Genomic DNA, 19,810 nt, shown 5'->3' with positions numbered 1-19,810 from the left:
CATCCCGGCCAGGGGCTGGACCTCTGTGCCGTCGGCTGCGGTGTAGACGGCGGGCTGGGAGCCGAGGTGTGTCGGCGCGAAGGTAATGGCGTCCGCGGTGCCGTCGAGGGTCGCGTTGATGCCCAGGTGGTGGCCACCGAACTGGACTTCCCACGCGCTGGTGTCGGAGGGATCACCGAAGAACGCGATGTAGTACTGGCCGAGCGCTTCGGTGGTCGTGCTGCTCTCGAGGAGGTACTGGTCTCCATCGATGATGCCGACAACGTTGGCGTATGCCTCCTCACTGAGGAGGGATTCCAGGACTGCCAAGGCCGCTGTCTGCTGTTCCTCGGTGAGGTCGGTCAGGTTCAGGCCGGCCCGCTCGACGATGGTCACCGGGAAGTTGGACCAGGAGGTGGTCTTCGTCGCGTCGTCGTAGGCATACAGCACCTGCTCCTGCTGTTCAGCGGTCAGGGTGGCGAAGAATGCTTCTGCTGCGGCCGCAGTGCTCGTGATCGTTTCCGCGGTCGTTACCGCGCTACCGGTCGTCGCCACAGCTTCAGTGGAGGTGCTCGCTGAAGCAGAAGCCTCAGCTGTCGAGGATGCGGTCGCGGAAGACGAAGTCGTCGTTGCGGTGTCAGTGCTGGTGGATGAAGGGGCAGCGGATGTGCTGCAGGCCGCCAGGGAACCGGCCAGGGTGAGGGCAGCAACCGAGGATGCGAAGCGCATCCAGAATCGGCGTGATGGCGAAAGAAGTGAAGTGGTCATAGGAAGAGTCAAAGACCCCACCCTTTCCCTGGCTTAGCTCCGGCCTGTGTGGCGCCTGTGAGCCACCTCGATGCCACCGGCCCCTGCCTGCTCAGTAATAAGGCCCGGGGGCGAGCTCATATGGGGGGGGTTGGGCTCCGACACAGTTCCGGCACAGCAACGGCTCGGAGTGTAGATTCTGAGGGTCGAACCAAGGTGACGTGTTGCGGCTGATCCCTAGCTCGACGTACTCATTTCAACTACTGCCGGGCAGGACCTGTTGAGCCACGCCAGATGATGGTGTTGAGCGGTGCGGCAGCCTCTGACTTCTCGGCAACAGTGCCCCCGACGGCGACGACCAGGCGTCGCATGGCCTGCCTGCCGAGTTCTTCATGGTTGACGTCGACCGTCGTCAAAGTCGGATGAAGATATGCGCCCAGCGGGTTGTTGTCCCAGCCAGTGACACTGATGTCGCGGCCGATACGCCAGCCTCGATCCAGCGATGCTCGTATGACCCCTGCAGCGACGAGATCATTAGCGGCGATGACAGCCGTAACCCCGGAATCAGCTGGTAAGTCCTCGATGGCACAAATACCTGATTCGGCTGACCAGTCCCCATCAACTACTCCAACCGATTCGAGACCAAGTCGCTGGATCGTTTCGAGAAAAATCTGCTTTCGTGCTCGCGCGGAGGCGAACTGCTGCGATCCTGCGACATGCAGGAAGCGGCGATGTCCGTCAGCTGCGAGGTGTTCGATGATCTCTGCGACAGGGGAACCGTCGGCGAGTTCGCCGATACCTCTCATCTCGTCGTCGTAGTCACCCGAGACGACGACGGCTGCGCGCTGGACGACATCCTTGTTACTTGATGGAGCTAGGGGTGCGAGCGAGAGTATTCCTTCAACCTGACCGGAATCGGCCAGTTCCAGCATGCGTTCGGTTCGCGCCGTTGCGCCGCCCTCGAGACTCATGACTTCGGTTGCGTAACCGGCAGCATGAGCGGTCTCGATGGCACCTGCCAGCATGCGTGACGGGCTGTAGCTGCTTTGCGGCGGAATCAGGATGGCCAATCGGCCCGATCGACGCGTACGCATCAGCCGTGCAACCAGGTTAGGGCGGTAGTCGAGCTCCTGAATGGCCGTCTCGACGCGCTTTCTGTTCGCGTCCTTCAGTCCATCGCTGTCGCGGAGGTAGCGCGAAACAGTCTGATGCGAGACTCCCGCAAGTCGGGCGACCTCATGGATCGTCGCACGACGGCCCGAAGCTGTATCCATGGCCAACCTCCTCGCCTGTGATGACTTACGTGAGCTACATCTTGACACAGAAGATGATCGATCACTATCGTCCACTCAACCGTAAAAAGTGATCGCTCACTTTTTGGGGAGGCGAGCAATGTCTGCTCGAGAGAAGTACCACAGCCACCGGTCCAAAGGAGTATCCGTGTCAGAGTTTGTCCCTCCCATCCGTGTCGCCGTTGTCGGCACCGGCGGAATAGCGCGGGGAACACATATGCCTGCACTGGCAGCGATGGGGAAGCGTGTCGAAATAGTCGCCCTGGTCGATGTGAGTGCAGAACTGGTGGAACGCACAGGGGAAGAGTGGTCGATTGCTGGCCGCTATACGGACCTGAAGCGCATGCTTGCCGCTGAGTCGCCGGACTTGGTGGTTGTCTGCACGCCGCCTATCGCACATAAAGACGCGGTCATCGCCGCCCTCGATGCCGGCGCCTGGGTGTGGTGTGAGAAGCCTCCGGCACTTTCGTTGGCTGAGTACGACGAGATTGCATCCCATGAGGGTGCAGCCGGCCCATATGCGACCTATGTGTTCCAGCATCGCTTCGGGTCCGCCGCGGAGCAGCTGCGACACCACATCCAGCAGGAAACCTTGGGACAACCACGGGTCGGAGTCTGCAACACACTGTGGTTCCGCGACCCTGCCTATTTCGCTGTTCCGTGGCGCGGCCGCTGGTCCACTGAGGGAGGTGGCCCGAACATGGGACACGGCATTCACCAGATGGATCTCCTGCTGTCCCTGCTGGGTGACTGGACTGAAGTGACCGCGGTCATGTCCACCATGGCCCGTGACACTGAAACCGAGGACGTTGCCCTGGCGCTCGTCCGCTTCGAATCGGGTGCGCTCGTCTCGATCACGAACAGTCTGCTCTCACCACGTGAGACCAGCTACTTGCGGTTCGATTTTGACGACGCAACCGTCGAGGTCGAGCACCTGTACGGCTACGACAACTCACACTGGCGCTGGACACCCGCACCGCATGTCACCGACCAGGCGACCATCGCAGCGTGGGAACCACAGCGCAACGATGCAAGTTCACATCAGGCCCAGCTTGCCTCCCTCTTGGACTCCATCGACCGTCAGGAGCGGCCACGTGCCAGCGGCACGGACGGCCGACGTGCCCTGGAACTGATTGCCGGCATGTACAGCTCCGCGTTCACCCATACAACGGTTACTCGAGGCGAGCTTGTGCCCACCAACCCCTTCTATACGTCGATGAATGGCGGCGACCCCGTCGGCGCAACGAAGGCCTTGAAAGAATCGGGAGTGAGCACCTATGTCTAGATCACTGAGCGTGCGGGAAGACACCGACGCGCTGGTCGTCTCCGTGGCGGACGTGGACATCGCCCGCTATGTGTTCAGGCCCCGAGCCCCACAGGAAGAGGCACCCAAACCATTTCTTCATCCGATCAAGACACTCTCAGGTGCGCCACTATCAGTGCACCGTCCGTGGGACCACCGCTGGCACAAGGGTTTACAGATGACCTGGTCGCACGTGTCCGGCGAGAACTTCTGGGGCGGCCCGACCTTCGATGCGACCGAGGGGTACCGGTGGCTGGACAACCTCGGCTCCATCCGTCACGAGTCCTTTACGACGACCACGGATCACGGCGACGTCGTCGAGGTCTCCGAAGCACTCACCTGGATATCCTCCAAAGGCGAGCCCTGGATCGAAGAAGTCCGCAAGCAGACCTTTCATACCGTTGACCCCGTACGGGGGTTATGGGCCCTCGACTTTCACACCACGCTGACGAACGTGCGGAACGCCGATCTTGTTCTGGGCAGCCCCAGCACAGAAGGCAGAGAGAACGCCGGCTACACCGGCTACTTCTGGCGTGGGCCTCGCTCCTTCACCGGAGGAACACTAATCGGGTCGACGGGCCTCCCAGAAGCCGAGCTGATGGGGTCGGAAGCCCAATGGGTTGCGTTTGTGGGGCAACATGACGACCTCGACAGTGGTGCCAGCGTCCTGGTGTTCGCTGGTTCAGTTGATCCTGTTGTTCCCATCAAATGGTTTGTCCGTAGTGAACCGTTCGCATGCATTGCACCCTCAGCGTCATTCGACAGGGAAATCGTCATCGCTCCAGGTAGAGCCCTAAGCCTGCAACACCGCCACGTGTTCATCGATCATGTGGCAACAGCAGAGGAACTTACCGCCCTCGGGAAGGAGTTGGCGCTATGAGCGCACCCCTCTTCCCGGGAGGCACAGCGATCAGCAACCTACGCGTGTACGAGTGGGAGGCTGATGACGGTCATCATGGAGGCTCTCCGCACGTGCACACTGTCTCCAGCGAGGCGTATGTCGTGATGGGTGGCACCGGTGAGGCGCACACCCTCAGCTCCGGCGGCGCCTGCGTGGACATCCTTGAGCCCGGCACGGTCCTCTGGTTCTCTCCCGGCACCGTTCACCGCCTGGTCAATACCGGTGCGTTGGAAATCCTCACCGTGATGGGTAATTCGGGTCTGCCGGAAGCGGGAGACGCTGTGATGACGTTTCCGCTTGAAATCGTCAAGGACCCGGATGCTTACCTCCAGGCATCGACCCTGCCAAGCCAGGGAAGTGCGCATGAACGCGAGAGCGCTGCCCGTACGCGACGCGACCTCGCGTTGCGCGGGTACCACGACCTACACGCGGCGGTCGAGAAGGATGGCCCTGGTGCGCTGTCCGAGTTCCACCGCGCCGCTGCCGAACTGGTGCGGCCCAAGGTCGAGCAGTGGCGACGTCTCTGGTCCTCGACGGTGGAAGCCGAGACCGAGCGCACGAGAGGCCACCTCGAATCCCTCGCTCAAGGAAATGGGATGCACCTCGCAGACGCCTCCGTCGTTCACCCCATACCCAGGCCCGAACCGCGACTATTTGGCATGTGCGGCCGACTTCAAACATGGCAGGTTCCCGCCTAGCAGGAACCTGCGACCCATATCCAGTCACTCAAGGAGGAGAAACTGATGAATTCCGTCAGCGTCACACGGCTTCAACCGCCAGCTGCGGTGCACCGATGAGCGTGATCAACGAGCTCCGGGCAGTCACGAGCACGAAGGGGCAAAAGGCCAAGTCCGGTGATAACCGTGCAGCCGCGGTCTTCCTCGCACCCTGGCTGATCGGGATGGTCGGCATCACGCTCGGTCCGGTCCTCGTATCGCTGTACCTTGCCTTCACGAACTACAACCTGCTCGAGACACCTACCTTCACTGGCCTGGCAAACATCCAACGGATGCTCAGCGACGACCGTCTCGGCAGCGCCTTGATCGCCACCTTCACCTACGTGATCGTCTCCGTACCCCTGCAGCTGGCTGCAGCGCTTGCCCTGGCACTGGCCCTCGATCGGGGGCTACGAGGGCTTCCCCTCTACCGGTCAGTGCTGTACCTCCCCTCCCTCCTCGGCGGCAGCGTCGCCATCGCGGTACTCTGGCGCCTCGTATTCGGAGGAGAGGGGCTATTCAACTCCGCCCTTGCCCTGTTCGGGATCGACGGACCGAGTTGGGTGTCCTCGCCGGACACAGCACTGGGCACGATCATCGTGCTGCACGTGTGGACCTTCGGAGCACCCATGGTCATCTTCCTTGCGGGCCTCCGGCAGGTTCCACGCGAATTCTATGAAGCAGCGGCTACGGACGGCGCAGGGCGCTTCCGACAGTTCCGCTCTATCACACTGCCCATGTTGAGCCCCATCATCTTCTTCAACCTGGTTCTGGGTCTGATCGGCAGCTTCCAATCCTTCACTCAGGCATACATCGTCTCGGGAGGAACCGGCGGCCCGAACGACGCAACGCTGTTCTTCTCGCTGTACCTGTACCAGGAAGGCTTCTCGAACTTCCGCATGGGGTACGCCTCCGCACTCGCCTGGCTCCTGCTGATTATCATCGGCGCCTTCACCGCCTTGAACTTCTGGGCCTCAAAGCATTGGGTCTTCTACGATGACTGAAACTCTCAACCGTCCAGGCAGCACACGCCTCCGGCATTTGACACCAGACACCGCCGACACGATCACCCGACGAAAGCACCGCCGCAAAATCACCGGGGTCTTCAAGCACGTCGTGCTGATCCTCCTGTCGCTGATCATGCTCTACCCGCTGCTATGGATGGTCGCGAGCTCCCTACGACCCAACGACGAGATCTTCGGCAACCCCGGTCTTTTCATCGATACCTTCGACCTCAGCCACTACCCGCAAGGCTGGAACGCCCTCAGCCAACCCTTCGGCACTTACCTGCTGAACTCAGCCATCGTGGTGTTGGGATCGGTGCTGGGCAACCTGGTCTCCTGCTCACTGGCGGCGTACGCCTTCGCCCGACTGGACTTCCGATTCAAAAAGGCCGCTTTCGTCGCGATGCTCGTGACCATCATGCTGCCGATTCACGTCCTGATCATCCCGCAATACGTGCTGTTCGCGCAGTTGGACTGGATCAACACCTACCTACCGTTGATCGTGCCGAAACTCCTCGCAACCGACAGCTTCTTCATCTTTCTGATGGTGCAGTTCATCCGTGGCATTCCACGAGAACTGGATGAAGCGGCGCGCATCGACGGGGCCGGCCACGCGCGGATCTTCTTCCAGATCATGTTGCCCCTGATGACCCCCGCCCTGGCAACGACAGCCATCTTCACCTTCATCTGGACTTGGAATGACTTCTTCTCCCAACTGATCTTCGTGACGAAACCTGATCTCTACACCGTCCCTGTGGCCTTGCGATCCTTCATCGACGCACAGTCCCAATCCGACTTCGGCGCTCTCTTCGCCATGAGCGTCGTCTCACTCATCCCCGTCTTCCTCGTCTTCCTCTTCGGCCAGCGGTTCCTCCTGCAAGGCATCGCCACCACCGGCGGCAAGTAAGAACCTCACTGCACCGTCAAGGTAGACGCCAACCCACCTGTCTTCACGTGTCCCACTGCCCCAATCCCACCCTCAGCAGAGAGAAAACAATGAACAATGTGCAACGACGCATATCGCGCCGCATCACCGTAGCCGTGGCCGCAGCAACAGCCTTCGGCCTCACTGGATGTGCCGTTGGAGCTGCGCCGCAGGACCAACCCGAACTCACAGAAGAGCAGGTGACCCTCACCATGACCTGGTGGGGGGCGGACACCCGCACCACCGCCACCAATGAAGCCATTGAACTGTTCGAAGAGAAATACCCGAACATCGACGTCGAACCGCAGTTCTCCGATTGGACCGGCTACTGGGACAGGCTCGCAACCTCCACAGCGGGAGGTGACATGCCTGATGTGATGCAGTTCGACCAGCTCTACCTGGCGTCCTACGCAGATCGCAGCACGTTGCTGGATCTCAGCACCGTCACCAACACGCTGGACCTCTCGGTCACCCCTGAAACCGTGCTGCAGACAGGTCAGGTCGATGGCAAGCAATACGCCTTACCTGTTGGCGGCACACCCAATGCGGTCATCGTCAACAAGACGGTCCTGGACCAGTACGGCATCCCTATGCCCGATTTCGACACCTGGACCTGGGAAGAGTTCACCGCTGTCGCCCAGGAAGTCTCGGACAAGTCCGGCGGCAAGGCATGGGGAGTCGGTCCATTCGGAGCAGACACCTTCGGTCTGTCCGTCTGGGCACGACAGCACGGCGAGAACCTGTACGACGCGGACGGCAACATCGCGATCAAACCAGAGACCATTGTGAGCTTCTGGAATCAGGCGCTGGACTGGATCGAGACCGGCGCCGCCCCCTCCGTCGAACACATCGCGGAAACCACCGGGCTTCCGCTAGACCAGACGGACCTCACCCTTGGGAAGGACGCGATGGCCTTCATCCCGGCAGGGCAGCTTTCCGCCTACTCGAGCGCGGCGAAGGACTTCGAGTTCGTCATCGGCAACTGGCCCACAGACGCTGACACCGAGGAAGGCTTCCAGTTCCTCAAGCCCACCATGTACTGGGCGGCATCTTCAAAGTCCGAGCATCCCGCCGAGGCAGCCGCACTCATCAATTTCCTCATCAGCGATCCGGAAGCGGCGAAGATCTTCGGCACCGACCGCGGCCTGCCAGCAGCAACCGTCGCCCAGGAAGCCATCGAACCGGACCTCGATCCTGCAGGCAAGCAGATCCTGGACTACAGCAACGCGATGACCGAACAGGCAGGCGAGGCAGGCCCCATCACCCCTAATGGTGCCAGCGATTCCGAAGCGATCCTGTCCAGGAACTTCCAATCCGTGCTCTTCAAGGAGCAGTCACCCGAGACCGCTGCGCAAGCCTTCATCGACGAGATGCAGTCCTCCATCGACGCTGCCAAGTAAGCAGCGGGATGCGGGAGGACGGCCCACGCCATCCTCCCGCATCTGCCCCTCATATCAGCTCCAACTGCCACAAGGTCGACGCCATCGAAAACGCGCGGCACTGACGGCAAGCCCCGTTCATTGCAGCGTGCCGACAGCCCGAGCCAAATCACCTCATTAATCGGGAGACTTCATCCACGTGCGATGTTGTCGGACGAAGAGCTCATGGATCCACGAGAAAGCAACCAAGTGACAGCCACCCGCGTGCGCCACCAGATCACCTTGCCGACGGCCTATGAAACGGCGTTAGGTCGGCTCCCTGCCCGGGCTTCAACCCGCTCCAACGCACCAGAGATTTTGCTGGACGGCCCTTGGTCATTCCGGTATTCACCAAGCCCCGAAACGCCCACCGACTTCGTCACGGGGGAAGGCGTGGCTGACTGGGACCAGATCCAGGTGCCATCGCACTGGCAACTACGGGGCCACGGAGCCCCGATCTACACGAACCAGAAGTATCCGTTTCCCGTCAACCCGCCGCACGTTCCCGATGACAATCCGACCGGCGATTATGTTCACGTCATCGACGTCCCCGAGAGTTGGATGTCGGGTCGTGCTGTTCTCCGTTTCGATGGCGTCGATTCGTTCGGCCAGCTCTGGGTCAATGGCGAATACATAGGCTCGACAAGCGGTAGTCGCCTCACTAATGAGTTCGATGTCACCCGTGCGCTCGTCCCAGGAGCCTCGAACATCATCGCGGTGCGAGTGCTGCAATGGTCGTCGAACAGCTACCTCGAGGATCAGGACATGTGGTGGCTGTCAGGAATCTTCCGTCCGGTGACACTTGAACTACGCCCCGCCGGGTGCATCAATGACCACCGGATCGAGGCAGACTTCGACGCCGCTACCGGTACCGGGTACCTCCTGGTCGAATCGGACGTTTCCGCACGCCTACGCATTCCCGACCTTGGAATTGATACGGCCACTGGTGTGCGAACCACGGTTCCCTCCGTTACTCCATGGTCGGCCGAAAACCCCCATCTGTACCCCGGCACGGTCGAGACAGAGTCCGAAACCATTGATATCCGCGTAGGCTTCCGGCGGGTCGAGGTGGTCGACGGTATTCTGCAGGTCAATGGACGACGCATCGTCTTTCGGGGTGTCAATCGCCACGAGTTCGACCCTGACAACGGACGCGCTTTGGATCGGGCAACGATGCTCGCTGATGTGCTGCTCATGAAACGGCACAACGTCAACGCTGTTCGTACGAGCCACTATCCGCCTCATCCGCATTTTCTTGACCTCTGCGATGAGTACGGACTATGGGTTATTGACGAGTGCGACTTCGAGACTCACGGCTTTGTGCTCGATGACTGGGGCGGGGGAATGGGGGACAACCCCGTAGATGACCCGCGCTGGAACGCTGCCCTTGTCGAGCGCATGCGGCGCACAGTTCTTCGTGACCGCAACCATCCAAGCATCATTTTGTGGTCCTTGGGCAACGAGTGCGGACCAGGCTCGAACATCCCAGCGATGGCCGAGGAGGCCCGCCGTCTCGATCCGACCCGTCTGATCCATTACGAACGTGACTGGACCAGCGCACATGCTGACATTTACAGCCGCATGTACCTCACCCATGAGGAGGTAGATGTCCTCGGCCGCCGCGAAGAAGCAGCACTGGACGATCCCGCACTCGATGCCCGTCGCCGTAATCAACCCTTCATCCTGAGCGAGTACGCCCATGCAATGGGCAACGGACCCGGTGGGCTCACGGAATACGCTCAGCTTTTCAATCGCCATGAGCGGTGCCAGGGTGGCTTCGTCTGGGAATGGATCGACCATGGCCTGCGCACCCGCAATGCGGAGGGACATGAGTATTTTGGTTACGGCGGTGACTTTGGCGAAGAACTCCACGACCGGAATTTCGTAGCAGACGGCCTCATCTTTCCGGACCGCAGACCATCGGCAGGCTTGCATGAGTTCAAACATGCGTTCCAGCCGCTCGAGTTCGATCTGCAGGCACAGGACGGGAAACTCAGTATTACCAATCGCCAAGACCACGGTGGAACTGATCATTTCCACCTGACCTGGACGGTCGAGGGCATCAAAGGGATAGCTGCAGCGGGCGAGTTGAAAATGCCTAACCTTGCTCCCGGATCCACGGCGGCTCTTACCGTGCCACATCCGACGGCCGACGACGACGATCTTTGGCTGACCGTCCGTGCTGCACTGGCAGAGGACTGCAGATGGGCACATGCCGGTCACGAGGTCGCAACTGGTCAATGGAGGCTCACACGCTCGTCAGTGAAAGCACGCGGTGATGCCCTGCCGTCTCGCAACCCCTTCATTGGCCCAGGCCGTTTCGATGGGCGGGGCCGCTTGATAGAACTTGGCGGTATGCCACTCGTACCACCGCATCTGGACCTGTGGAGGGCGCCTATCGATAACGACAACGGTTGGTGGGGGCCGGCGACCCTGCCTGACTGGCGCGCTCACGGACTCGACCGAATGCAGGACCGTGTCGAGGATTTGGTGTGGGGGGATAACTCACTCGTCGTGACGGTCCGAACCGCCGCAGCAGCGAGCGACCTCGCTGTTCGCTCGGTGTGGACCTGGACAGCAGACACGGACGGACTGAGTCTAGAACTGACGACGACGCCAGTAGGGGACTGGAGTGTAGCTCTTCCTCGGCTTGGGATCCGGTGCGGACTGCCTGCGTCGGTCGACGCAGTGTCCTGGTTCGGACGCGGACCGGGGGAAACGTACGCCGACTCCTTCCGCTCACAACTCATCGGCTCATACCAGGCCAGCGTCGACGATCTTCAAAGCCCCTACGTAATGCCGCAAGAAAACGGCAATCGTTCAGAGGTTCGACGCCTAACGCTGGTCCGTGGCGCACAACCTGTTCTGACAGTGGTTGGAGCTCCCGATTTCAGCTTCACTGCCCGACGCTGGACCAGTGAACAGCTGGACGCCGCAACTCATCCGACGGACCTCATTGCAGGTGACAAGGTGTGGCTGAATCTTGACCTCGAGCAGTACGGTCTCGGGTCAGCCTCGTGCGGTCCCGGAGTTCTGCCGCAATACCTTCCACGTCAGGGGACCAAGACGTTCCGTTTACATCTGCGTCCTGGCCAATGGTAGTTCCGTCGGTATGCGCTAGGACGAACCGACTGCACTCGAGGCCCAAGGCGGCGTCATGGCTTGCGCATCCATCGACCCACCCATCTCATCAATGTCAGGAGTAATCAGGTGACTGGCGACAATCAACGTATACGGTATGCCATCGTGGGAACCGGTCACCGCGCGGAGGTTTATGTCGACGCGATCCTCGGTGAGCATGCATCAGAAGCCGAGCTTGTCGCTGTCCTTGATACAAACGCAACGCGGGCGACCTACTATGCACGCCGAGCCTCTGTCCATGGGGTCCGCGTCATCCTGGCCTCTCCCAGCGACATGGCCGACACCATCGCGCGACACAAGATTGATCGCGTCATCGTTACCACACCGGATGCGCTCCATGCGCACTACATCGTTATCGCCCTGCGCGCTGGCGCAGACGTCATCGTGGAAAAACCGCTCACAACCTCCGCCGAGATGTCGGCGCAGATCGCGCGTGCAGTAGAGGAGACCGGCCGAAACGTAACGGTCACTTTCAACTATCGGTATTCACCTCGGAATACGGCACTTAAGCAGGTAGTGCAGGACGGCACCATTGGAGAGGTCACTGCGGTGCACTTCGAATGGGTGTTAGATACTGCGCACGGCGCAGATTACTTCCGGCGTTGGCACCGTGACAAAAGCAACTCCGGCGGGCTGCTCATCCACAAAGCTTCCCACCACTTCGACCTTGTCAACTGGTGGCTGGCAGACTCTCCGAGTCGTGTGTACGCCACCGGAGGTCTCCGATTCTACGGCTCCACCAATGCCGCTCAGCGGGGGCTGCACGGCCGGCCGGAACGGGGAACGCACGACGGGATGACCGATGCCTTTCAACTTGACCTTCGCGAAGACCCTCGGCTCACCCACTTGTACCTTGATGCCGAGCATGAGGACGGTTACCTACGGGATCGCGACGTGTTCGATGGAGAAATTTCAATTGAGGACACGCTCTCAGCTGTCGTGAATTACACGCGAGGTGCGAGTCTGACCTACTCGCTCATCGCCTACAGTCCATGGGAGGGTTACCGCGTCTCAATCACCGGAACGAAAGGACGGGTGGAACTTGATGTTGTGGAACGGGCGGCCGTCCTCACAAGCACCTCGCGTGTTCTGGGCCCGAGCGCGACGGTTGATGTCACAGGTAGCACGCCAGCTCGCCAGGTCGGTGAACACCTCGTCGTGCAACCCCACTGGGAGGCGGCATATGAGGTGCCTTTGAACGGTCACAACACCGCCGGACACGGAGGCGGCGACGATCTGCTCATGTCCCACCTCTTCACAAATTTACGGATTGATCCACTAGGCCGGCCAGCCACATGGCGCGACGGTGTGCGCTCGATTGCTGTTGGCATCGCAGGTAACGCTTCGCTCGAGTCGGGGCGGGCAGTCGACATCCGTACCCTCGAACTAGGCATCGACCTAAACGCACCTTTTGAGTCGCCCCATACGCTCTAGTCGTCGACGAATAGTTACGTTGAGTTGACTACGTCATCAAGTGGATAGGACTCCCTAGAAGGAAGAGTTCCGGTGAAACCATCAGCAGTAGGTCCTCAACTCGACGCAGGCACCCCTATTCGCTTCGGCGTCATCGGAAGTGGGTGGAGGAGCGAGTTCTTCCTTCGTATTGCGCGGGAACTACCTGAGCGCTTCCACGTGACTGGCCTTGTCGCCCGAAGCGAGGACACCGGTCGTCACATGGAAGACAGATGGGGTGTTCGGCCCTTCGCCTCGGTCGAAGACCTGGTAACTGTTACGTCCCCGTCCTTCGTCGTCGTCTCCGTACCGCGCGAAGCCGCACCACAGACCATCCAGCGCCTTACCGAACTCCGGGTTCCGGTGCTCACGGAAACGCCTCCTGGACCGGACCTCGAGGCGCTCACAAGGCTGTACGACCTGGTGCGCCGGGGAGCCGTCATTCAGGTCGCGGAGCAGTACCATCTGTCCCCGCTCCTGCGTGCTCAACTGCAGGTCGCCGGGTCCGGGCGTCTGGGCCGGATCGGTCAGGTGTTGGTCGCTCAGTGCCACGACTACCACGGAGTGAGCATTATGCGCCGGGCTCTGGGCGTGGGCTTTGACGACGTCACGATTACCGCGTCGACATTCAAATCGCCACTGGTGCAGGGGCCGAGCCGGCTAGGAGATCCGCAGCAGGAAGTCGTCACCACCGCCGAACAAGTCTCTGCCCGGTTCGACTATGGTGACCGCCTCGGCGTCTACGACTTCGCGGCCCAGCAATACTTTTCCTGGATCAGGGCGAATCGACTGCTTGTCAGGGGAGACCGCGGGGAGATCAACGATCTCGATGTGCGTTATCTCGCCGATTACCGAACACCAGTATTGACCTCCCTCCGTCGTGTGGCGGCGGGGCAGGGCGGCAACCTCGAGGGCTTCTTCCTGCGAGGCATCACGGCCGGCACTGAGTGGGTGTTCACCAACGACTTCATACCCGCGCGATTGAACGATGACGAATTGGCGATCGCTGAATGCATGGTGTTGCCTTCACCGTGACCGATTGGCTTACGGGTAGGCAATCAATGAACGGGGTGTTGAGAGCCGAACTCAGTCATCCAGATGCCACGGACTGCCTTGCTAAGAAAGCGTTGTCGGGTCTCTCGTCGGCGGTCTCGATTGGAGGCGCTGCTGGTACCTGCGGATTTTCTTCGTCGTGGAAGCTCGAAACTGGGGCCAGTATGAAGTCCTGTGCTCCCTGGAGGACCTCTGCGTATTTCTCGGTGATGACGGTGGCGTCGATGAGATCGAAGGCTCGGCAGAGGGAGACTTGGCCGAGTTTGCTGCTGTCGGCGAGGACGAACGTTTTCTGGCTGTGTTCGTGGGCGAGTCTTTTCTTGTTGGCTTCCCGGATGTCGAAGGTTGTGATGCCGGCTGACCGGCTGATGCCGTTGGTGCCGATGAAGGCTTTGTCGAAGAAGAGGTCGTTGAGCATGCGGTCGGTGAGCGCGCCGACGATCGAGCCGAGGTCGGGCAGGTAGTCGCCGCCGAGCACGGTGATGTCGATCGTCGGACTGATCGGGCCGGAGAAGACTTGCGTGTTGGATGTGATCACGTGGACGCGGGTGCCTTGGAGGTGCTCGAGCATGCTGGTAGCCGTGGTGCCGGAATCGAGGTAGATGGTGTCGCCGTCCTCGACCAGACTCGCTGCTGCCCGCGCGATGGACGCCTTTTCTGGCTGGTTCAGTAGTGACTTGGCGGCTGCGGGGAGTTCGATGAACCGGTGGTCACGTCGAACGGCTCCGCCGCGCAGGCTGACGACCTGGCCCGCCTCCTCCAGGACGCGGATATCACGGCGGACGGTCGATGGGGACGCTCCGGTTGCGGCGATCAGCTCGTCGATGGACACTGCATCGCTGTCGCCGATCTTGTCAAGAATCAGCTGATGACGTGAATACGCTTTCATTCGGTAAATCCTTCCATCTCGGCATGCTCGCTTGCGCACCCACGCCCATCACTGTGAGAGAGGCGACGAGTGTGGCGGCTGACGCTGCAACACTTACTGGTCTCCCTTCGAGCAAGGCGACCGCGAACGCCCCGACGAACGAGTCACCCGCTCCAGTTGTGTCCACCGCCTGCACTGGCTCGGCAGGAACAAATTCTGACCCCTGGTCGGTGGCTACGACGCTACCGCGACTGCCCAGGGTGAGGATTACTCCTTGTCCGTAGCCACGGAGGTCCTGCGCAGCGACCTTCATCAGGTCGACGTCGGCGGAGTCACCGAGTGGCCGATGCAGGTAGAACGAGGCCTCGTCTTCGTTGACGACGAACCAGGTGCAGAGGCGGGACACCGACTGTGGGATCTCGCGGGCCGGTGCGGCGTTGTAGATCACAGGTACTCCCGCCTCGTGAGCGAGGCGGATAGCGCAGGCATTGGCTTCGGATGGAATCTCGTTCTGGAGGATCAGCATCTCGGCTTCCGTGATGCTGGTTCGGTGCCGCGTCACGAACTCCGCATCGACTGACCCGTTCGCGCCGTCGAAGATGGTTGCATAGACCTCGCCGGCACCCGTGATGTGTACGACGGCAGCTCCGGTACCAAAGGATGAATCGCGGAGGATTGCCTGGATATCGTGCGCCTCAAGGTTGGCGCGGCTCTGACGGCCGGTATCGTCGGAACCCACCGCCCCGAGGAATTGGACCTCGGCGCCGAGCCTGGCCGCCTGGACCGCCTGATTGGCACCCTTACCACCGAACGCCCCCTTCATGGAGGACGCAGGGAACGTCTCGCCGCGCCGCGGCAGGCGGTCCTGGGTCAGTAAGTAGTCGTAATTGATGCTCCCGATGACCAGGATGCTTCCCACCGTCATCTGCTCCTTCGCGTCGACGTGAAGCGCCCTGTGAAGGCGCACGTGATGTAGTGCACGGATCGTTAAAACGAGCGTACGGGGTCATGACGAATAGCGTCAACGATGCCCATTATGGCTACGTTGGTCAGAGCTACGGCGGCTTTTGTGACATTTTTTGGGAAGTCTTGACCATGGTGGTCATCGTGCGTATCGTTTCGGTCATGAAGTTCGCCATTCGACTCAACTCGTTCAACGCCGGCACCGGCGCCGAAGCCGCTATCCGACGGGTCGCTGCCATCGATGGCATCGACTACGTCGACCTCAATTACCCCGAACATTTCGTCGACCTCGAGCCGACGGCCATGAAGGGGCTTCTCGATGAGCTCGGGCTGACGCTCAACAGCGTCGCCATGCGTTTCCGCAAGGATTTCGCGCAGGGCGAGTACAGCAACCGTGACGAAGCAGTCCGCCGCGAAGCCATCGAGCTCACCAAGCGTGGTATCGATGCGGCCGTCGCCGGCGGCAGCGACCTCGTAACCGTCTGGCTCGGTTTCGATGGCTTCGACTACACGTTCCAGAAGGACTACGTCGCCGATCAGGCACGCATCGTCGAGGCCTTCCAGGAACTCGCCGACTACAACCCCGCCGTCCGCCTCAGCATCGAGTACAAGCCCTACGAGGAACGCGTTCACTCGATGATCCGCAGCCTCGGATCGACGATGCACATCCTGCGGCAGATCGACCGACCTAATGTCGGGGCTACGCTGGACTTCGCCCACATGCTGATGGCCGGAGATGCACCCGGATTCGGTGCCGCCCTGCTCCTCGCCGAGGACAAGCTGTGGGGTGTCCACCTCAATGACGGCAACAACGCACACGACGACGGACTCATGATCGGCTCGATCCACCCGTTCGAGACCGCCGAGTTCATCTACTACCTGCTGCGCTACGACTACGACGGCGTCATCTACTTCGACACCTTCCCCATCAGGGAAGAGGCCGAAGCCGAAGCGCTGGCGAACCTTGAGACCGTGAAGCTCCTCGTCGAGAAGGTCAAGGCCGTCGGAGTCGACCACATCACAAGCGTCATCGAGAAGGCCGACGGCATCGAGTCCCAGCGCCTGCGCAACGAGCTTCTGAGCGCAGCTCTCCTGAGCCGGGTCTCGTAGGCAGGATTTCGTGCGCAGGGCAAAACCCTGCCACCGCCGGCCCGGGGCCTCACGTCCCGGGCCGGCCCGGACACCATCCATACCAAGCAACAACGCAGTGTCTTAGAGGCCCTGACAGCAAGGTGACCTCAGGACTGCACGCTCCGCGCACCGCGAGAGCCAGCACGACCAATAAAGACAACAAATCCCATGACTAGTGGCATGACGGCATGCCCCGATCATTAGGTGGAGACGCAATGGCGCGATCAAGAACGGTTTTCTCTCTGTCCCTCGTACTGGCGATAGCCCTGGTGGCCCTGGTGGCCGGGGTCGTCGGTGGTCGGGCGACCGAGTCGAATGCTTCATCCGGCGGCGGCGGTGATGCCGGTGCTGCTGCGGGCGTGAGGGTGGATGTCATCATCCGGGCCAGCGATTCCGCGTACTGGCAGACCCTGCTCGCGGGTTCCGAAGCAGCTTCGGCTGACTACGGCATCGATGTCTCCAGTTTCGGGCCGACGTCCGAGACGGACATCGCCGGGCAGGTGCAGCTTGTCGAGAATTCCGTGTCCCGAGGAGTCGACGCGATCCTGATCGCTCCGAGTTCCAGTGAAGCGCTGAATGCCTCTATCGACGCTGCCCGCGAAGCCGGTATCAAGGTAATCACCGCCGATACCCGGGTGACCGCGGACATCGAGGGACACATCGGTACCAACAACATCCTGGCCGGCACCGTTGCCGGCCAGCGCATGTGCGACCTGCTCACCGAGCAGGGAAACACCACAGGCAAAGTACTGGTCGAGGCGCCGATCGCCGGCATCGAAGCCAACCAGGATCGCGACGCCGGCTTCCGGGCCGGGTTGGCTGAAGGCTGCCCGGACATCAACTCGGAGCTGCAAAGCTACAACAACAACGACATCGGCACCGCCGCAGCCCAGGTCAATGACGCCATCTCGGCGAACCCGGATCTGGTCGGAGTCTTCGCGGACAACAACAGCTCCGGGGTCGGCGCTGCAACGGCGATCGCTGACAACGACGCCGCCGACCGGATTGCCGTCGTCGCTTTCGACTCCGACCCGGCCGAGAATGCCGCACTGGCGGCTGGCACGATCGATGCACTGGTGGTTCAGAACCCCTGGTTCCTTGGCTATCAGGGAGTCGTCGAAGCCGCAATGTCCACTCAGGGTCGCATTCCTCCGGCCGCTCTCGATCCGGGTGTCGCCCTGGCAGACCGGGACAACATGGAAACTCCCGAGATCAAGTCGCTGCTCGAACCGCAGACAGCGGAAGTCAGCGAATGACCATCGTCCAGCCTGATGGCCAGGCGGTCCTCGAGCTCGACGATGTATCCAAGGCATTCGGCCCGGTTCAGGCCCTCAGCAACGTCTCCCTGAAACTTGTCCCCGGTCAGGTGCACTGCCTGGCGGGAGAGAACGGCGCCGGGAAGTCGACCCTGATCAAGATCCTCACCGGAGCCCTGCACCGCGACAGCGGCGACTTCGACATCGAAGGCCAACCGGTCACGACCGCCACACCAGCCGCACTTCGCACCGCGGGGGTCCAGGCGGTATACCAGGAGTTGAGCCTTCTGCCGCACCTGTCGGTGGGCGAGAACATGTTCATGGGCAGGCTCCCGTCCCGTTCCGGGGTCGTCCGGGCAGGCGATCTTCGCAGCCGCTGCCGCACCGTTCTGGATGGGCTGGGCCTGGATGATGTGAGCCCCGATGTCATCGTCGAGCGCCTGCCCGCCGCTACGAAGCAGCTGGTGGAGATCGCAAAGGTCATCACGGCCGCCGAGGTCAAGGTCATCGTCTTCGACGAACCGACCACCGCACTGACGGAGGCGGAATCGGATCGTCTTCTCGATCAGATCCGCCGGTTCCGCGAGCAAGGCGTGGCGATCCTTTACGTCACCCACCGCCTCGAGGAGATGTTCGCAATCGGTGACTGGGTCACGATCCTGCGCGACGGAGCCGTTTCGCAAAGCGGACCGATGAGCAACTACACCGAGGGCACGCTGATCAACGCGATGGTCGGCCGCGAGGTGTCCTCGCTCTACCCGGATGAATCCCGCAACACCGGTGCTGCCCGCCTCACCGTGCAGGGCCTGCGGCGGACAGCCGACAGTCCGCCGGTGGATCTCGAAGCCCGGGGCGGGGAGATCCTTGGCATCGGAGGACTTCTGGGCTCCGGGCGCAGCGAACTGCTGTTGAGCATCTTCGGCTCTGAACCCATCGCGGAGGGTGAAATCAGGGTCGACGGTGAGGTCGTCACCCCGGACAGCCCCCGCACCATGATGAATGCCGGAGTCGCGCTGCTAACCGAAGACCGCAAGGTCCTCGGGCTGCTACCGGAACTGTCGATCCGGGAGAACGTCACCGTGGCAAGCCTGCGCTCCGGGTCCCGGAAAGGGCTGCTGCCGGCCAAATCCCAGGCCGCTGAGGCAGATGCGCTGCTGGACAGCCTTCGCCTGCGGGCCGGTTCCTATGATCAGCCCGTCTCCACCCTCTCGGGGGGTAACCAGCAGAAGGTGTTGCTGGCGCGATGGCTCCTCACCAAACCCAAGGTAATCATGTTCGACGAGCCCACCAAAGGCATCGACGTCGGCGCCAAGGGCGAGTTGTACGACGTCATCAACGACCTCGCGCGGCAGGGCCTGGCGGTCATCGTCGTCTCGTCCTACCTGCCCGAGCTACTCGGCCTCGCGGACCGGGTCCTAGTCCTACGGGAAGAAGCTATCGCCGGTGAGCTCGACGGCGACGCCTCCGAAGAAGACGTTCTCCGCCTCGCCAGTGGCGGCACCGTCCAGGAGCCGCACCCGGATCACCTGCACGGCATCCCGCCACTGGTACACGACCCTCGACTGAACCCGGCCATCCCACAGAACATCGAAAGAGCACCCAATGCCTAAGCTAATGTGGCGTGAACCCATCGAAACCGCTGTCATCAAGACAGCGCGCCC

General features: G+C 61.4%; 17 protein-coding genes. 13 read left to right on the top strand and 4 right to left on the bottom strand.

The annotated features are described in order from the left end of the window. The coding region (locus ACX80N_RS16715; protein ID WP_459340277.1) for a DUF3500 domain-containing protein at positions 1-534 on the bottom strand (534 nt) is incomplete at its 3' end. Positions 535-541: 7 nt separating this feature from the next. Here ACX80N_RS16715 and ACX80N_RS16710 point away from each other — a divergent pair. After that, entirely contained in the window at positions 542-784 is a 243-nt protein-coding gene (locus ACX80N_RS16710; RefSeq protein ID WP_459340276.1) for a hypothetical protein, read from the top strand. A gap of 202 nt (positions 785-986) precedes the next feature. On the opposite strand, the gene ACX80N_RS16705 is transcribed toward ACX80N_RS16710, so the two are convergent. After that, positions 987-2,000: a LacI family DNA-binding transcriptional regulator gene (locus ACX80N_RS16705; protein ID WP_459340275.1), complete on the bottom strand. Its 1,014-nt coding sequence runs from the start codon at positions 1,998-2,000 to the stop codon at positions 987-989. Positions 2,001-2,166: 166 nt separating this feature from the next. Between ACX80N_RS16705 and ACX80N_RS16700 the strand changes: the two genes are divergently transcribed. The 9 genes from ACX80N_RS16700 to ACX80N_RS16660 all read left to right on the top strand — a co-directional run bounded on the left by ACX80N_RS16700 (position 2,167) and on the right by ACX80N_RS16660 (position 13,913). Next, positions 2,167-3,303 (top strand): Gfo/Idh/MocA family protein, encoded by a 1,137-nt coding sequence (locus ACX80N_RS16700; RefSeq protein ID WP_459340274.1) that lies wholly within the window; start codon positions 2,167-2,169, stop codon positions 3,301-3,303. Continuing rightward, positions 3,296-4,201, top strand: a complete 906-nt coding sequence (locus tag ACX80N_RS16695; RefSeq protein ID WP_459340273.1) for a DUF6807 domain-containing protein — start codon at positions 3,296-3,298, stop codon at positions 4,199-4,201. The genes ACX80N_RS16700 and ACX80N_RS16695 overlap by 8 nt, the downstream gene beginning before the upstream one ends. Further along, positions 4,198-4,920 (top strand): cupin domain-containing protein, encoded by a 723-nt coding sequence (locus tag ACX80N_RS16690; RefSeq protein ID WP_459340272.1) that lies wholly within the window; start codon positions 4,198-4,200, stop codon positions 4,918-4,920. The genes ACX80N_RS16695 and ACX80N_RS16690 overlap by 4 nt, the downstream gene beginning before the upstream one ends. 95 nt (positions 4,921-5,015) lie before the next feature. Next, complete coding sequence (locus tag ACX80N_RS16685; RefSeq protein WP_459340271.1) at positions 5,016-5,942, top strand: carbohydrate ABC transporter permease; 927 nt, start codon at positions 5,016-5,018, stop codon at positions 5,940-5,942. Between the two features lie 136 nt (positions 5,943-6,078). Further along, positions 6,079-6,849 (top strand): carbohydrate ABC transporter permease, encoded by a 771-nt coding sequence (locus ACX80N_RS16680; protein WP_459340279.1) that lies wholly within the window; start codon positions 6,079-6,081, stop codon positions 6,847-6,849. Between the two features lie 89 nt (positions 6,850-6,938). Further along, a complete protein-coding gene (locus ACX80N_RS16675) occupies positions 6,939-8,267 on the top strand; it encodes an ABC transporter substrate-binding protein (RefSeq protein WP_459340270.1) in 1,329 nt (442 codons plus the stop codon). Positions 8,268-8,471: 204 nt separating this feature from the next. Further along, the gene (locus ACX80N_RS16670; RefSeq protein ID WP_459340269.1) at positions 8,472-11,387 is read left to right on the top strand and encodes a glycoside hydrolase family 2 TIM barrel-domain containing protein; all 2,916 of its coding nucleotides are present in this window, start codon (positions 8,472-8,474) and stop codon (positions 11,385-11,387) included. Positions 11,388-11,495: 108 nt separating this feature from the next. Continuing rightward, complete coding sequence (locus tag ACX80N_RS16665; protein ID WP_459340268.1) at positions 11,496-12,860, top strand: Gfo/Idh/MocA family protein; 1,365 nt, start codon at positions 11,496-11,498, stop codon at positions 12,858-12,860. A 72-nt stretch (positions 12,861-12,932) separates the two neighbouring features. Next, the gene (locus ACX80N_RS16660) at positions 12,933-13,913 is read left to right on the top strand and encodes a Gfo/Idh/MocA family protein (RefSeq protein ID WP_459340267.1); all 981 of its coding nucleotides are present in this window, start codon (positions 12,933-12,935) and stop codon (positions 13,911-13,913) included. Between the two features lie 55 nt (positions 13,914-13,968). Here the strand turns inward: ACX80N_RS16660 and ACX80N_RS16655 are convergent, their stop codons facing one another. Beyond that, on the bottom strand, positions 13,969-14,763 hold the full coding sequence (locus ACX80N_RS16655; protein ID WP_459340266.1) for a DeoR/GlpR family DNA-binding transcription regulator: 795 nt from the start codon (positions 14,761-14,763) through the stop codon (positions 13,969-13,971). A 22-nt stretch (positions 14,764-14,785) separates the two neighbouring features. Next, entirely contained in the window at positions 14,786-15,724 is a 939-nt protein-coding gene (locus ACX80N_RS16650; protein ID WP_459340265.1) for a ribokinase, read from the bottom strand. Between the two features lie 200 nt (positions 15,725-15,924). On the opposite strand from ACX80N_RS16650, the gene ACX80N_RS16645 reads away from it, so the two are divergent. The 3 genes from ACX80N_RS16645 to ACX80N_RS16635 all read left to right on the top strand — a co-directional run bounded on the left by ACX80N_RS16645 (position 15,925) and on the right by ACX80N_RS16635 (position 19,759). Continuing rightward, complete coding sequence (locus ACX80N_RS16645; RefSeq protein WP_459340264.1) at positions 15,925-16,872, top strand: sugar phosphate isomerase/epimerase family protein; 948 nt, start codon at positions 15,925-15,927, stop codon at positions 16,870-16,872. 236 nt (positions 16,873-17,108) lie between these two features. Next, on the top strand, positions 17,109-18,149 hold the full coding sequence (locus tag ACX80N_RS16640) for a substrate-binding domain-containing protein (RefSeq protein ID WP_459340263.1): 1,041 nt from the start codon (positions 17,109-17,111) through the stop codon (positions 18,147-18,149). Next, entirely contained in the window at positions 18,146-19,759 is a 1,614-nt protein-coding gene (locus tag ACX80N_RS16635; RefSeq protein WP_459340262.1) for a sugar ABC transporter ATP-binding protein, read from the top strand. Before ACX80N_RS16640 ends, ACX80N_RS16635 begins: the two co-directional genes overlap by 4 nt. Positions 19,760-19,810: the final 51 nt, after the last annotated feature.

Source organism: Arthrobacter sp. MDT2-16, from assembly GCF_054510925.1.
This window is presented reverse-complemented; position numbering and strand designations above follow the sequence as displayed.